The organism is Nonomuraea sp. NPDC051941 (assembly GCF_044593615.1).
Window position 1 is genome coordinate 44,787 of record NZ_JBIUCF010000016.1, and the last position, 12,609, is coordinate 57,395.

The 12,609-nt window shown below is 66.5% G+C and carries 15 protein-coding genes and 1 pseudogene; 11 read left to right on the top strand and 5 right to left on the bottom strand.

Annotated features, from left to right (window positions below):
- The first annotated feature begins 12 nt into the window (after positions 1 to 12).
- From ACIHFD_RS26305 to ACIHFD_RS26315, 3 genes are all read left to right on the top strand, one after another.
- Positions 13 to 558: an RNA polymerase sigma factor gene (locus ACIHFD_RS26305; RefSeq protein ID WP_397369106.1), complete on the top strand. Its 546-nt coding sequence runs from the start codon at positions 13 to 15 to the stop codon at positions 556 to 558.
- The gene (locus ACIHFD_RS26310; RefSeq protein ID WP_397369107.1) at positions 555 to 1,505 is read left to right on the top strand and encodes a hypothetical protein; all 951 of its coding nucleotides are present in this window, start codon (positions 555 to 557) and stop codon (positions 1,503 to 1,505) included. The genes ACIHFD_RS26305 and ACIHFD_RS26310 overlap by 4 nt, the downstream gene beginning before the upstream one ends.
- Before the next feature lie 68 nt (positions 1,506 to 1,573).
- The gene (locus ACIHFD_RS26315) at positions 1,574 to 1,918 is read left to right on the top strand and encodes a DUF4190 domain-containing protein (protein WP_397369108.1); all 345 of its coding nucleotides are present in this window, start codon (positions 1,574 to 1,576) and stop codon (positions 1,916 to 1,918) included.
- On the opposite strand, the gene ACIHFD_RS26320 is transcribed toward ACIHFD_RS26315, so the two are convergent.
- Positions 1,919 to 2,455: a GNAT family N-acetyltransferase gene (locus ACIHFD_RS26320; protein WP_397369109.1), complete on the bottom strand. Its 537-nt coding sequence runs from the start codon at positions 2,453 to 2,455 to the stop codon at positions 1,919 to 1,921.
- A gap of 506 nt (positions 2,456 to 2,961) precedes the next feature.
- On the opposite strand from ACIHFD_RS26320, the gene ACIHFD_RS26325 reads away from it, so the two are divergent.
- On the top strand, positions 2,962 to 3,468 hold the full coding sequence (locus ACIHFD_RS26325) for an NUDIX domain-containing protein (RefSeq protein ID WP_397369110.1): 507 nt from the start codon (positions 2,962 to 2,964) through the stop codon (positions 3,466 to 3,468).
- Here ACIHFD_RS26325 and ACIHFD_RS26330 read toward each other — a convergent pair.
- Positions 3,447 to 4,286, bottom strand: coding sequence for a PHP domain-containing protein (locus ACIHFD_RS26330; protein WP_397369111.1), 840 nt, complete (start codon positions 4,284 to 4,286; stop codon positions 3,447 to 3,449). The genes ACIHFD_RS26325 and ACIHFD_RS26330 overlap by 22 nt on opposite strands.
- 24 nt (positions 4,287 to 4,310) lie before the next feature.
- The gene (locus ACIHFD_RS26335; RefSeq protein ID WP_397369113.1) at positions 4,311 to 5,273 is read right to left on the bottom strand and encodes an MBL fold metallo-hydrolase; all 963 of its coding nucleotides are present in this window, start codon (positions 5,271 to 5,273) and stop codon (positions 4,311 to 4,313) included.
- A 140-nt stretch (positions 5,274 to 5,413) separates the two neighbouring features.
- Between ACIHFD_RS26335 and ACIHFD_RS26340 the strand changes: the two genes are divergently transcribed.
- Complete coding sequence (locus ACIHFD_RS26340) at positions 5,414 to 6,937, top strand: beta-N-acetylhexosaminidase (protein ID WP_397369114.1); 1,524 nt, start codon at positions 5,414 to 5,416, stop codon at positions 6,935 to 6,937.
- Between the two features lie 273 nt (positions 6,938 to 7,210).
- Positions 7,211 to 7,792: a dihydrofolate reductase family protein gene (locus ACIHFD_RS26345; RefSeq protein ID WP_397369115.1), complete on the top strand. Its 582-nt coding sequence runs from the start codon at positions 7,211 to 7,213 to the stop codon at positions 7,790 to 7,792.
- A 98-nt stretch (positions 7,793 to 7,890) separates the two neighbouring features.
- Here ACIHFD_RS26345 and ACIHFD_RS26350 read toward each other — a convergent pair whose 3' ends face one another.
- Both ACIHFD_RS26350 and ACIHFD_RS26355 read right to left on the bottom strand, forming a co-directional pair.
- On the bottom strand, positions 7,891 to 8,424 hold the full coding sequence (locus ACIHFD_RS26350) for a DUF6461 domain-containing protein (RefSeq protein WP_397369116.1): 534 nt from the start codon (positions 8,422 to 8,424) through the stop codon (positions 7,891 to 7,893).
- Between the two features lie 399 nt (positions 8,425 to 8,823).
- Positions 8,824 to 9,279 (bottom strand): hypothetical protein, encoded by a 456-nt coding sequence (locus tag ACIHFD_RS26355; RefSeq protein WP_397369117.1) that lies wholly within the window; start codon positions 9,277 to 9,279, stop codon positions 8,824 to 8,826.
- 394 nt (positions 9,280 to 9,673) lie between these two features.
- On the opposite strand from ACIHFD_RS26355, the gene ACIHFD_RS26360 reads away from it, so the two are divergent.
- The 5 genes and pseudogenes from ACIHFD_RS26360 to ACIHFD_RS26380 all read left to right on the top strand — a co-directional run bounded on the left by ACIHFD_RS26360 (position 9,674) and on the right by ACIHFD_RS26380 (position 12,435).
- A complete protein-coding gene (locus ACIHFD_RS26360; protein WP_397369119.1) occupies positions 9,674 to 10,309 on the top strand; it encodes a hypothetical protein in 636 nt (211 codons plus the stop codon).
- 474 nt (positions 10,310 to 10,783) lie between these two features.
- Positions 10,784 to 11,248, top strand: a complete 465-nt coding sequence (locus ACIHFD_RS26365; RefSeq protein ID WP_397369261.1) for an FG-GAP repeat protein — start codon at positions 10,784 to 10,786, stop codon at positions 11,246 to 11,248.
- Positions 11,238 to 11,300 (top strand): annotated as a pseudogene (locus tag ACIHFD_RS26370) (hypothetical protein); the annotation flags it as partial. The gene ACIHFD_RS26365 and the pseudogene ACIHFD_RS26370, both read left to right, overlap by 11 nt.
- A gap of 205 nt (positions 11,301 to 11,505) precedes the next feature.
- Complete coding sequence (locus tag ACIHFD_RS26375) at positions 11,506 to 11,769, top strand: hypothetical protein (protein WP_397369264.1); 264 nt, start codon at positions 11,506 to 11,508, stop codon at positions 11,767 to 11,769.
- Positions 11,770 to 12,060: 291 nt separating this feature from the next.
- Positions 12,061 to 12,435 carry an STAS domain-containing protein gene (locus ACIHFD_RS26380; RefSeq protein WP_397369120.1) on the top strand — a complete coding sequence of 125 codons (375 nt, stop codon included), beginning with the start codon at positions 12,061 to 12,063 and terminating at the stop codon, positions 12,433 to 12,435.
- The last annotated feature ends 174 nt before the right edge of the window (positions 12,436 to 12,609 follow it).

Below are 12,609 nucleotides of genomic sequence, written 5' to 3' on the forward strand. Positions count from 1 at the left end.
TGGGGATGCCTCGTGGATGAGGAACGGGCCAGGTTCGAGTCCGTCTACCAGGAAACGTACGGCCTGATCACGGCGTACGCGGCGCGCCGTTGCGACTCCCCGCAGGACGCGGCGGACGTGGTGGCGGAGACCTTCGCCGTCGCCTGGCGGCGGATACACGACCTCCCGGACGGGGAGGAAGCCACGCTGTGGCTGTACGGCACGGCACGCAAGGTGCTGGCCAACCACTATCGCGGCGAGGTCCGCCGTCAGGCGCGCAGCGTGGAGCTCGACACCGAGATGGCCGACCTGTACGGAGCCTCGCCCGACAGCGGGGTCGAGTTGTCCGCGATCGCGCACGTCTTCCGGAGCCTGTCCGACGACGACCGCGAGCTGCTGGCGCTGGTCGCGTGGGAGGGCCTGGACCGGCAGGAGATCGCCGCCGTGCTCGGCCTGTCGCGCAACGCCGTACGCATCAGGCTGCACCGCGCCCGCAAGCGCTTCGCCCGCGCGCTGGCCGAGGCGGACGTCCGTTTCACGTCGGAGAGCCGGCTGATCCCGGCGGAGAGGCAGCTGTGAAGAACACCGACGACATCGACACGATCACCCGCTCACTGGCCCGAGTGGAGCCGGGCCGGCCAGGGGGGCAGGCGTCCGACGCGGGGGCGCGGACGCTGCTGGCCTCGATCACCGCCACCGAACCCGGCCCGCCCGCGGCCCGCCCACGCCCGTACCGGGCCCGGCGCCTGTTCCTGGGGCTGGCGGTGGCGGCCACACTCGCCGTGGGCATCGTGGTGGGGCAGGGCCTGCTGCGGACCGGCGTGCCGCCTTCGTACGCGGTCACCAAGGACTCCGACGGCGTCGTGTACGTCAAGCTGCGGGATTTCCGTGACGCCGCGGGGCTGACGAGGCAACTGCAGGAGCTCAACGTCCCCGCCATCGTCGACTACGTGCCTCCGGGCAAGATGTGCCGGGAGCCGCGCGGGACCCACGTCGAGGACATCCCCCGGGGCCTGTACTCCGCACCGGAGAACATTCCCGGAGAAGAGGGGCACGGCTGGCAGATGCGGATCGACACCAAGCTGTTCAAGCCCGGCCAGACCTTCGTCTGGACGATCGGGGAAACGCTCACCACCACCATCCTGATGACCGGCCCGGTCGGGCCGTGCGTCCTGGAGGACAGGCCTGTTCAGAAGGAGGTCAAGCCCGACTACCGGCTGGCGACCGTGGAGGGTCGCTCGCTCGCCGGGCTCCGGGTGGACGAGAAGACCGTCGGCGAGGTCCTGCCCGAGCTCAGGAAGCGCGGACTGAAGGTCACCTTCCTCATCATGGAGATCGCGCCGGGCAACCCTGGCGGCTTCGGCGAGGGCCCCACGCGGACCACTCCCGTGGGCGACGACTGGGTCGTCTGGGAGGCGGAGGAGTCCATCCGCGAGCCCGGGGTGATCCGCCTGCTCGTCACCGACAAGCGTTACGACCGCAACCCTGTCTACGGCGGTCCACGCGACAACGTCATCAAGGAATAACGCTTCTTGATCGGCCAGGAGAAGTGGGGGATCGTGGCGAATCCAAGCCCATTCAGGACGGAGACGAAATGCAGCCTCCGCACGAGGGCGGCGAGTACCACCTTCCCCCGCTGAGGGGTCCGGCGCCCACCTCAGGTCTCGCCGTCGCCAGCCTCATCTTCGGCATCCTCGGGCTCTTCAGCAGTTGGTTCCTGCTCGGGATCCCGTCCATCGTGGCCGTCGTCCTGGGCCATGCCGCCACCGGCAAGACGAAACGCGGCATCAGGCCCGGCCACGGCATGGCCATAGCGGGGCTCGTCCTCGGGTACGTCGTGGTCGTACCGGCATTCCTTTTCGTCGGATTCCTCGTTCTCACCCAACCCCAGGCCCTCGCCGAACTGGTCAACACCGGATTCTCCTGGTTGAACCCCTGATCAGCCGGCCAGGGCCTTGACGCTTTCTGGCGTCCAGGCGTACTCGATCACGGGCAGTTCGACCCCTCCGGGCACGCTCTCCCAGAAGTCCCGCGTGGCGCTGCCGCCGCATCGCTCGTAGAAGGCGATGGCCGGGGCGTTGTCCCTGAGCACCTCCAGGTAGACCGCCTTGCCGGGGTGCTGGGCGGCTGCCCAGCCGAAGGCGCTGCTCATGAGCAGGCGTCCGATGCCGGAGCGTTTGCGGGTGGGGCGGACGTGGAGGTTGTCGAGCAGGACCCGGCCGTCGGGCTGCGCGATCAGGTAGGTGAAACCCTGCAGCGCGTCGTCCTGCTCGGCGAGCAGCAGGTGGGAGGCGTTCTCGACGGTGCCCGGCTCGCTGTCCGCGAGCCGGGCGGCCCAGAGCGCCTTGCGGTCCTCCAGGAGCGGGCCGTCGAGGAAGGAGGCGGGCATGATCCCGGCGTAGGCCGTCTGCCAGCTCTCGGCGTGCAACGCCGCGATGAGGTCGGCGTCGCGCGGCATGCCCGTTCTGAGTTGCATGGGTCAGAGCGTGCCATAACCGACGAACGACCCGAACTGCCCTCGGACCCTCGTTCCTCGGGACAGGCGCCGGCCGGGTAGTCACCTGGCCGGTCTCCAAGAGCGCCTTGGCCTCCGAACCCCCGAAGGCCAAGGCGCTGGAGGTGACGCTCCACGCCACCAGCTTCTTCGACGGGCCCGCACTGGTGAAGCCCGCCGTTGTGCACTTCTCCTGGCCCTTCGCCCCCCTGGGAGGAGCCCCTGCTCAGCGGAGTCGCCAGGATGCCGAAGCGCTGTGGTCCCAGTGCTCACCCGTCAGTTTGCGGCACCGCCGGCTCCCCTGCCGCTACGAACGCGCCGACGGCCCCCGCCGCCGCCACGTTCCTGACCTTGTTCCACAGCATGAAGCCACTCATCCTTTCTCGATTGAGCCGAAAGCCTGGCAGCCGGGGCTTCCGTGTCTCTTCTCCATCGCTTCCTTCTTGCGGCCGGCGGCTGTTTCCGGTCACGGCGTTAGCCTCGTGATCGTGACGACCAGAAACTCACATTGCTCCTTCTGCGGCACGGCCTACGTCCCGGATCAGCCGTGGCCGCGGACCTGCGCCGACTGCGGCAACACCAGCTACCTCAACCCGCTGCCCGTCGCCGTGATGGTGCTGCCGGTGGACGAGGGACTGCTGGTGATCCGCCGCGACGTCGAGCCGCGCCGCGGCGAGCTCGCCCTGCCCGGCGGCTTCATCGACCTGGGCGAATCCTGGCAGCAGGCGGCCGCCCGAGAGCTTCGGGAAGAGACGGGCATCCTCGTCGAGGCGGACGACGTCCGGCTGTTCGACGTGCTCAGCGCCCCCGACGGCACGGTGCTGATCTTCGGTTTGGGGCCGCGTACGAGCTCGGCCGCCCTTCCACCGGTGACGGCCACGGCCGAAACGACGGAGTGGCTGGTGATCGACCGGCCGCAGGAGCTGGCGTTCCCGCTGCACACGCGGATGGCGGGGAAGTACTTCACCGGCGGTCAGCCCGTACGCGTCCAGTAGTCATGGGGGTGACGGCCGGGCCGGAACCCCTGGGCCTCGACCATGGCCGTCGCCTCGGCGAAGCGGTACGCGATTCCGGTCGGGTCGTGGGCATCGCTGCCGAAGGTGACCGCGTCTCCGCCTTCGTCGCGCCACCAGCGAACGATCTCGGGATGGAGCGGCCCCCGCGTGTTGACCTCCAGAGCCCGGCCGCTGTCGGCGAGCACGCGCAAGGCATGACGGAACTCCTCCTGGAACGCGTTCGGATCGAACGGCCCGGCCTGCGCAGGCCAGTAACGCAGCGGGTAATCGATGTGGGCGAGCACCCCGAAGGCGTCCGAGCTCTTGATCAGGCGAGGTACCTCGGCTAGGTATTCACGGATCACCTCCGCGGCCGGTCGCTGACGGTACAGGTGCGGCGGCTCGGAGAACTGCCGCCCCACCGGCAGGCAGTGCAGCGAACCGAGCACCCGGTCGAACTGCCCGGCGTCGAGCAGCCTCGCGACCTCGTCGCCGTACCAATGCGGTTCGCCCAGTTCCACCCCGGTGATGATGCGCAGGCTCGGAAACCGATCGCGGCAGCGCCGCACGCACTCCAGATATCCGTCGGGCTCGAATCTCGGTGGAGCCAGCGTTCCGGCCGGCGTGACGAACGGCTTGAGATGCGCGTATTCGTCGAGGTCGTCGGCAAGGACCACCCAGGCCGTGAAATCCACGTGCTCGGTGAACGCGACCGCGGGCAGCCCTGACTCCACCGCCCGCGCGCAGGTCCGCTCCATCGAGCCGCCCGGCGCATCCCACGACCATTCGCTGTGAACATGACTGTCCGCGGGCAGCATGACCTCATCCTCTCCTTCGACCGCCTACTGGTCTACGTGCCTGGACTGGTGCTGCTCGGGCAGATGGCTTTCCGAATGCGCCCACACCAGGACGTTGTCATGCCGTTCCCGCCGAAAGAAATCGACCACCTCCTGGTCGGAATGGCGCAGGCTGAAGTGGGTCAGCACGAACAGCGTGTCCGGGTGCGCCTCGACCACGGGTTTGAGCCGGCTCCACACCGTGTGCCCGACCCGGTCCGCGCGAGGCAGCTCGCTGTCGTGGAGAAAGGTGCACTCGGTGATGATGACCGGATAGGTGAACAGCCAGGGGTTCCGCTCGAACACCGACACATGCGTATCGCCGAGGAAGGCGAAAAGGGGGCGGCGTACCTGCCGGTCGACCTCCACGCCTTCTCGCCGTTTCCGCGCCATGATCCGGCCGAACTCCGCGCCGCGTCCGTCCCGGACGAGTTCGTCCCGCAGGTCCTGGAATTCGGGCAGCAGTTCTTTGACGTTCTCACTGAACGCGTAGCCCACGCAGGGCACCTTGTGCTCGCATCCCACCACGCGCACGTGGTGGCCATGGGAGCCGAAAGCGAATTCGTCGTCCTGCCGTACGCCGTGAAGACGATAGGCCGGGGCCAGCGCCGGATCGTACGGCGCCGCGTGATTCAGCTCGGCGGACGCACGCAGGAAAGCCTCCACATACGGCATCGCCTCGGCCGGCAGGTAGATGTCGGCGCCGGATGGCCTGGAGGCGAGGTAGTCGAGATCCTTGACGTGGTCGTGATGCGTGTGCGTCAAGAAGACCGTCTCGGGCTGCCGCCCTTCGCACAACCCGGCGTCCAGGGCGCATCGCAACTCCGGTATGTGGAAGAAGGTCTTGTCGTTCGCCCGGGAGTAACCGGTGAGGGTGAACGCGGTGCCGGGGATCCGCCACGTCTTCCACTGCCGGAAAGGATGCCCCTTCACCAGCAGGTCCGGATGCTCTTGGGAGGTCTGCGTCATCGGGTACGCCTTCCAGATGTTCGAACACTGGCCTTGATGGATGCTCGCCAGGTTCGCGGCCCGGCGGCGAAATTTCCAGTGGATATCTCTGCCGGGCCGGCTGCCTTTCCCATGCCGCCGGCCGAGCGCAGAATAGGCCGGTGGCGATCGAACCGGGCTTGATTCCCGCACCGGTCCGGCTCGACTGGGCCGGAGGTTCCGGGCCGTTCACAGGCGTCGTGCGTACCCGCGTCGATCCGTTGCTCCGGCCTGAGGCATATCGACTGACCGTGTCGGCCGACGGCGCCGAGATCGCGGGCGGAGACGAGGCCGGGGTTTTCTGGGGGCGTCAGACCTTACGGCAGATCCAGGGATTGGACGCCTTTCGCCGTGCCCCCATCGCACGAGAGCCGGTCATGGTGCCGTACGTGACCGTACACGACGCGCCGCGTTTCGCCTGGCGGGGATTCATGCTCGACGTCGCACGCCATTTCCTGCCCAAGGAAGACCTGATGCGGTACGTCGACTTGCTGGCCGCGCACAAACTCAACGTGTTCCATCTGCATCTCACCGATGACCAGGGCTGGCGCGTCCAGATCGAGCGTTATCCCAAGCTGACCGAGGTCGGCGCGTGGCGACCGCGTACCCGCATGGGCTGGGGCGAGCCGGCGATCTGGGAGGAACGGCCGCACGGCGGGTTCTACACCAAGGACGACTTACGCGAGATCGTCGCGTACGCCGGGGAGCGGCACATCACGGTCGTCCCGGAGATCGATATCCCAGGTCATTCGCAGGCGGCCATCGCCGCCTATCCCGAACTGGGGAACACCGACGTCATCGACACCACCGCGCTGGAGGTGTGGACCGAATGGGGAAAGAGCCCGAACGTGCTTGCGCCGACCGACGCCGTACTGCGCTTCTATGAGGGCGTTCTGGAAGAGGTGCTGGAGGTTTTCCCCAGCCTGTTCATCCACATCGGCGGCGACGAGTGCCTCAAAGGCCAATGGCGCGAGTCACCCACGGCGCAGGCACGCATCAGGGAATTGGGGCTCAAGGACGAAGATGGGCTCCAGTCCTGGATGATCAGCCACTTCGGCCGCTGGCTCGCCGAGCGTGGCCGTCGTCTCATCGGCTGGGACGAGATCCTGGAGGGCGGCCTGGCGGAGGGCGCCGCCGTCGCGTGCTGGCGCTGGTACACGGGCGGCATCGCCGCCGCCGAGGCCGGTCACGATGTGGTGATGTGCCCTCAACAGGAGGTCTACCTCGATCACGTCCAGTCCCACGATGTCCGGGAGCCCGTGCCGTTCGGCTGGGTGCACACGCTGGAGGACGTCTACCGGTTCGAGCCCGTACCGCCCCGGCTGGCGGGCACGGCTCACGCGGCCCGCGTCATCGGCACCCAGGCCAACCTGTGGACGGAAGTCGCCGAAAATCGCGGGCGAGTGGACTACCAGGCGTTTCCCCGGCTGGTCGCGTTCGCCGAAGTGGCCTGGTCGGACCTGCCGGCTCCCGACGAACGTGACTTCGACGGCTTCGAGCGCCGGATGAACGCGGCACACTACGCCCGCCTGGACGCGCTGGGCGTCGCCTACCGCCCGCCCGACGGACCCCGCCCATGGCAGCAACGCCCCGGCATCCCCGGCCGCCCGCACAACAAACCTCGACGAACCTGGCGAATGGCCTGACCAGCTACACGACCGGTAATGCGGCAACCAACCACTTTTCGGACCTCTGGGCGTCTGGGCGTCTGGGCGGCGATCCATCGCTCGACCAACGCCAGCAAGGCCGACAAGGATCCCAACCTTCCAGACGCACACCCCTTCAGCTCGTTCTGAACGCCACCGATCGCGAAGAGAATCAGGTCGGTCAACTCACACACCTGGCGTCCCACGGCTGTGCGCGCGATATCAGATTTGTGCCACCCCTGCTCATCATTCGAACAAGGGAGAACCCCCGTCATGTCGTCGACCGTCCTCTACATGTCCATGTCCCTCGACGGCTTCGTCGCCGGGCCCAATGAGGGACTCGATAACGGCCTGGGTGACGGCGGACACCGCCTCCACGAATGGACGGGAGGCGTCGGCGACGCCGAACAACTGGACGGCGCCGATCGTGAGGTCCTTGACGATTCTCTCTCCACCGGAGCGGTGCTCGCCGGCCGCGGGACCTTCGAACCAGCCGGAGGCTGGGACGGAGATCATCACGACGGCGTGCCCATCTTCATTCTCAGCCGCCACCAACCCGGCCCCCGATACGCGAAGTGGCCCAACGTCACTTATCTGAGCGACCTCAAGGACGCCGTACGCCGCGCCAAGGAGGCCGCCGGCGAGAAGAACGTGCTGGTCCATGGCGTGGGTACTGCCCAGGGTTGTCTCCTGGCCGGACTCCTCGACGAGATACAGATCCACCTGGTCCCGGTCCTGCTCGGTGAGGGCCGCCGACTCTTCGAACACCTCGGCGCCGACCACATCGAACTGGAGACCATCCAGGTCATCCGAGGACGGGAAGCCACACACCTCCGCTACCGCGTCCGCCGATGACCTCGCCTACCGCGCCGAGTCGCTGGAAGGCCATCGGGATTCGATGAGCGTGCGTAGGCGGTTCCTGTGCAGGCGGTCGCGATCTCCTCGCGCTTCGCTCAGGCCTGACCAACCGAGCCGATCAGTGAAGGTCTGATGTAGTCGGCGCGGTGCAACCGCACTCCGGTGGCACGCTCGGCCAGCGCGAGCGCGCTCGGCAGCGGTGCTTCGGTGCCATCGTCCAGGTCGAGCCCCAACTCGTGTACGTCGGCCAGGAGCGGATCAGGGTCGAGACCGTGGCGAAGGGAGTAGGCGTACCAGCTGAATGAGCTGATCCGCCGGCCGCCGACGAGATAGAAGAAGTCATCGTGGTTGATGTCAACGAATACGGTGGCCACGACGGTGCCGACGGACAAGGGAACCGACTGCTCCCGTAACATCCCCGCCCATCCGTACTCAAGAACGGTCCCGCTCTGCACGGCATAGGCGGCGATTCCGAACTCGCCGGCAGCTCCAGGGGCGGCCCCGATCCGCCGAAAGGCTTCGTCGGGAGGTAACCCCCGCACGAAAGTCAGGCACAGCCCTGCCTCGCCATCGTAACCAGTGCGTTCGTCCGCCAGCCACGCATAGTCAGCCGCTGTCGCACCGCTCATGAAACATTTCTCCTAACGACGAAAGACCGCCTCACCAGATTGGGCAACGTCCCGCGATGCTTCCCGAAGAGTGCGCTGCCGACGCGGGAATCGCAAGCACCTTGGCTCGTAGTGGCGCTGACCTGCGCCGGAGACCGCCCTCGGCCCGTTGACGGCAACGATCAGCCGAGAGCTGGCCTTGTCGGCGTCGATGCGAAGCGAAGCACTAGCTCTCGATGGAGGCCGGAAGTATTCAGAACAGGCCATCCTCGCGGGAAGGTCCAGGCGCGGCCCGAACTGCACCTGACGTGCCGAAATACGCCCAGCTCGGGCGACTGGCCCCCTGTCGCCCAGCACCCTATGACCGACGGGGCCGAACTCCAGGCCACTCCGGCTCTCTGTGGCCCGTAATGATGGTGATCAGGTGTCGTAGAGGCCGTCCCAGGGTGCATAGAAGCCAAGGTTGTCGGGGTAAAGCTCCGCGCACTCCTCGCCTTCATGGTCTTCCAGGATCAGCCCGAACACCACGCCATCGAATTCCAGCCGAAACGGACGAATGGCGATGTCGCCGAACTCGAGGTCGGGCAGCTCAGTGAGCCATTCGTCCAGCCGCCGATCTGCGGCGTCTACCGACTCCCTATGCCTGTCATCGGCTCCGGTACATTCGACACGAGAGTCAAGGTAGTGACCTTCGGGGCTGAAGCGGTGAAGAGCGGCATACCACCGCTTATGGGATAACCAATCCTCTGTTCTTGAGTAGCTTTCCCGGAAGGCAGGCACAACCCCGCCAAGGAACTGACCATCACGCCATCGGCCGATGCGGTCGGTGTGATAGTCGGGCTCGTACGAAATCGGGATGACCTCGGGATACGTCACACCCCGAACCGTAGCCACCCCGTACGACAATCTCCTGTCCTGCCTGACGAGCGCTCAGAGCCGGGACGCACTGCCATGACCGCGGCAAGGTCACCGAATCAGGCCGAGCTCGTCAAGGATTTCGACATATCGACCGATGGGCGCCTTATCCAGACCTGCGACAAACAGAGCAGTGAGCGATTCGCACGCCAGCGCGTCTCGTTCCAGAAGAGGGCAAGGGGCATCGCATCCAGTGTCAGCGACACGGCGGAACGTTCGCAGGCAGGCACGCTCTCAAAGAGCACCTTCGGCTCCCTAGCGCTGCAGGAAGGGGACACAGCCCAGCCGCCATCTTGACCGAGCCGCACGCCACGATTTCGGTTGCCTGGCTTCAGCCGATCGGCAACACTGCAGCGTGCACTCCCATGAGGAAGCCCGGCAGGTCATCGACGAGTTGACGGGCCGCATCTACCTGGCGTTGCGCGACGGCGCCCTTGACGCCGAACCCGTCATCGCGCTGGCCTGCTTGCTGGAGGAAGCCGACATAAGTACCCCTGCCACGCGGGAACTCCTCGAACGCCCAACCGCTCATCTGACAACGGCCGACGTGACCCGCCTGGGCAAGAGGCTTCTCCGTGACGTCCGGTTCGAGCCCACCTTCGCCCTCAAACCAAGTCTGTGGGTGGCGTTGGAACAGGCACTGAAGCTCGTCGAGCGCGACGTCCGCAGCAGGGGAATCACTGGAACCCTCCGATTGGTCATCCCTGACTGGGACGACAGCGGTCATGCCTGGGTGGAGTTCCGGGATGGTTACCACGGCAACGGCATCAGGCCCGCCGAGGGACGCGATGCTCAGGAGGCGCTCGCGAGCGTCGCGGACGCCGCCCAAGAGGTGATCATGGAGCTGCTCTGGAAGGTCTGGCCCGTCTGCTCCGCTCATGATCTAGGCCTGCGCGCCGAACTGGAACACAAAATCGCTGTCTGGCGATGCACAGGCAATGGAACTCACACGGTGGCGCGAGTCGGTGAACTGCCTCCCGAACGCCATTAGTACATCTGCCGTCCCGAAACTTGCCGCCGATCGCCCCAAGCACAGGCACAACTCTGGCCACCCCTGGCAAGCGCAGGACCGCGAGGCCGCGCGGAGCGGCACCCTTTGAGCCGCACCGGTAAATATCGGTCGGCATACTTCTTGCCCCACCAGCAACGGCGACCTGGAACGACGTGGCGACACGAAAGCGCGCCAAGATTCAATCGGCGCCGTCGTCGTACTCCTCTCACGGCGACCTTTCATCCTGCCGGTCATGCGGACGACCATCACGCGAGGGTTCGCGACCATGACCATCGCGGTAGGTCTGGCCGCGTGTTCCGCCGAGGCTCCGGCGGCTCGGCTCCCGATCACATCCGCCCCCGTTCATGCGCCTGAACCTGCCGAGATTCCCTCTGCGACCCGCTCACCGACTCCGACGAAGGCGCCGCTGAAGCTGCCGGGAACCCGCGGAAATGCCGCGTGGGCTGCGACACGGTGAAGGCCCGCGATTACAACGGCGACGGCTACGCCGACCTCGCCATCGGTGCTCCTGGACCATGGTGGGAGGGCAAACCTTCCACGGTTTCCGGATACGTCATCGTCTCGTACGGCGGAGCCGACGGACTCACCACGCGTCGTCAGAAGCTTCTCCAGCCTGAACAGGCGGGCCAGCCGGGGGCTTCGACCAATGGCAGCAGTTTCGGCGTGTCGTCCGCCAGCGGCGATTTCGATCGCGACGGATACGCCGATCTCGCCGTCGGCGCGACTCCCGAATCCAATCTCGCCTGCTGCTGTGACGATTTTCTTCGGCAGCAAGGAGGGGCTGTCCAGCCGCTCGGCGGTTCTGCTCGAGCCCGAAGACGCGACGTTCGGGGAGTTGTTGACCGCGGGCGACTTCAACGGGGACGGCTACCAGGATCTGGGACTGGTGACGGAACAGTCGGTCGGGGTGGTCTATGAGAGCAGCCGGATACGGCAGCATCCGCCATGGCCTCGAATAGTCAAGAAGTCCAGCGAGATCAATGCGCTGGCCGCAGGCGACGTCACGGGCGACGGGATCGACGATCTCGTGGCCGCCTTTTCTGACGACGATCCAGCTGATGAGGGTAAGGGGGCGGTCTACCGTGGCTCCTCCGGCGGGCTGAAGGACGTGGCCGGTCGCACTTTCGACGCGTGGGGCGTACAGGCCTTGAGCGTCGGCGATCGGCTTTGGCGACGTGATCGCGGGCAACAGCTATGCCGACGCAGCCGACCCCGGAGGCCAGATCTACGTTCACCGCGGCTCACCCCAGGGACTGACAGCCAAGGGCGTACTGATTTCCCAGGACTCTCGCGGCCTGCTCGCAGGTTCCGTGGACGGCGACGGGTTCGGCGGCTCAGGCTCGTCAGACGGTGTGAACACGACGAGGCCCACGTTCATCAGCCCTGACCAGAACACCCTGCCCGGGCAGGAAATCGGCTTCGGCCGCTCATTGAACTGAGCCGGCCTCAGCCCAATCCACCACTCACCGGAGGCTCGCCCTAACTGCGCGCGGGCACGACGATCAGCCCGCCACCTGGCACTCCTCGCGCGACGCATGAGGAACGACATTGGCTCCCGGCCTGCTCGCCTTCTCCAAGGGTGGTGACAGGCGGGATGATCAGGCTTTCACCTCAGCCATCTACGATCCTGCCGCAGTACGGCGATCACCCCGGACCCGGAGCCGGAGCCGGAGTTGGAGCCCGAGCCGGAGGCAGAATGGAGGGCAATCGGCAGAGACGGGGGTTGCAGCATGAGCGAGCAACCTGGCACTGCGCTGGAAATACATGGAGCGCTGCACGATTGGTATGCGGTCCTGCACGGGAGCGGTGAGTTCTGCCACGATGCTCGCTTAGGGGCTCGTCTTCGCGATGCGATGATGGCGCTGCCCATGCCGGATCCGCCCTATCTGGTCCTCGACCTTGCCGGCGTTGACGCCTGGGACAGCTGGACCATCGGAGCGGTTCTTTCGAGCGCGAAGCGGGTGATGACAGGTGGCGGAGCGCTGGTTGTCGCGGCAGCTCCTGCTGACCTGCTGGCACACTGCCGACAGATAAGGCTGGACCGGGCGTTCAGGTTCCGCGAGACGGTGGAGTCGGCCGTGGAGCAGCTGCGCTCTGGTGCGTGAGCGGCGGTACGGCACTCGGTCAGCGAGTTCGATAGGCACGGTGTGTAGTGCCACGGTGATACACCGTGCGAGAACAGTCCCTGACCAGGACCGGTCTGTTCCCTCCCACTAGAAACTGTCGCCACCATTTGGCTCTGGTCCCACGGCCGCAAGGTGGCTGTGGCGCGATCGACC

Excerpts from the sequence above, each read along its gene's own strand:
- ACIHFD_RS26380 (WP_397369120.1), top strand. The coding sequence starts at position 12,061 with ATGAGCGAGCAACCTGGCACTGCGCTGGAAATACATGGAGCGCTGCAC.
- ACIHFD_RS26320 (WP_397369109.1), bottom strand. The coding sequence starts at position 2,455 with ATGCAACTCAGAACGGGCATGCCGCGCGACGCCGACCTCATCGCGGCG.
- ACIHFD_RS26315 (WP_397369108.1), top strand. The coding sequence starts at position 1,574 with ATGCAGCCTCCGCACGAGGGCGGCGAGTACCACCTTCCCCCGCTGAGG.
- ACIHFD_RS26330 (WP_397369111.1), bottom strand. The coding sequence starts at position 4,286 with ATGCTGCCCGCGGACAGTCATGTTCACAGCGAATGGTCGTGGGATGCG.
- ACIHFD_RS26335 (WP_397369113.1), bottom strand. The coding sequence starts at position 5,273 with ATGACGCAGACCTCCCAAGAGCATCCGGACCTGCTGGTGAAGGGGCAT.
- ACIHFD_RS26345 (WP_397369115.1), top strand. The coding sequence starts at position 7,211 with ATGTCGTCGACCGTCCTCTACATGTCCATGTCCCTCGACGGCTTCGTC.
- ACIHFD_RS26350 (WP_397369116.1), bottom strand. The coding sequence starts at position 8,424 with ATGAGCGGTGCGACAGCGGCTGACTATGCGTGGCTGGCGGACGAACGC.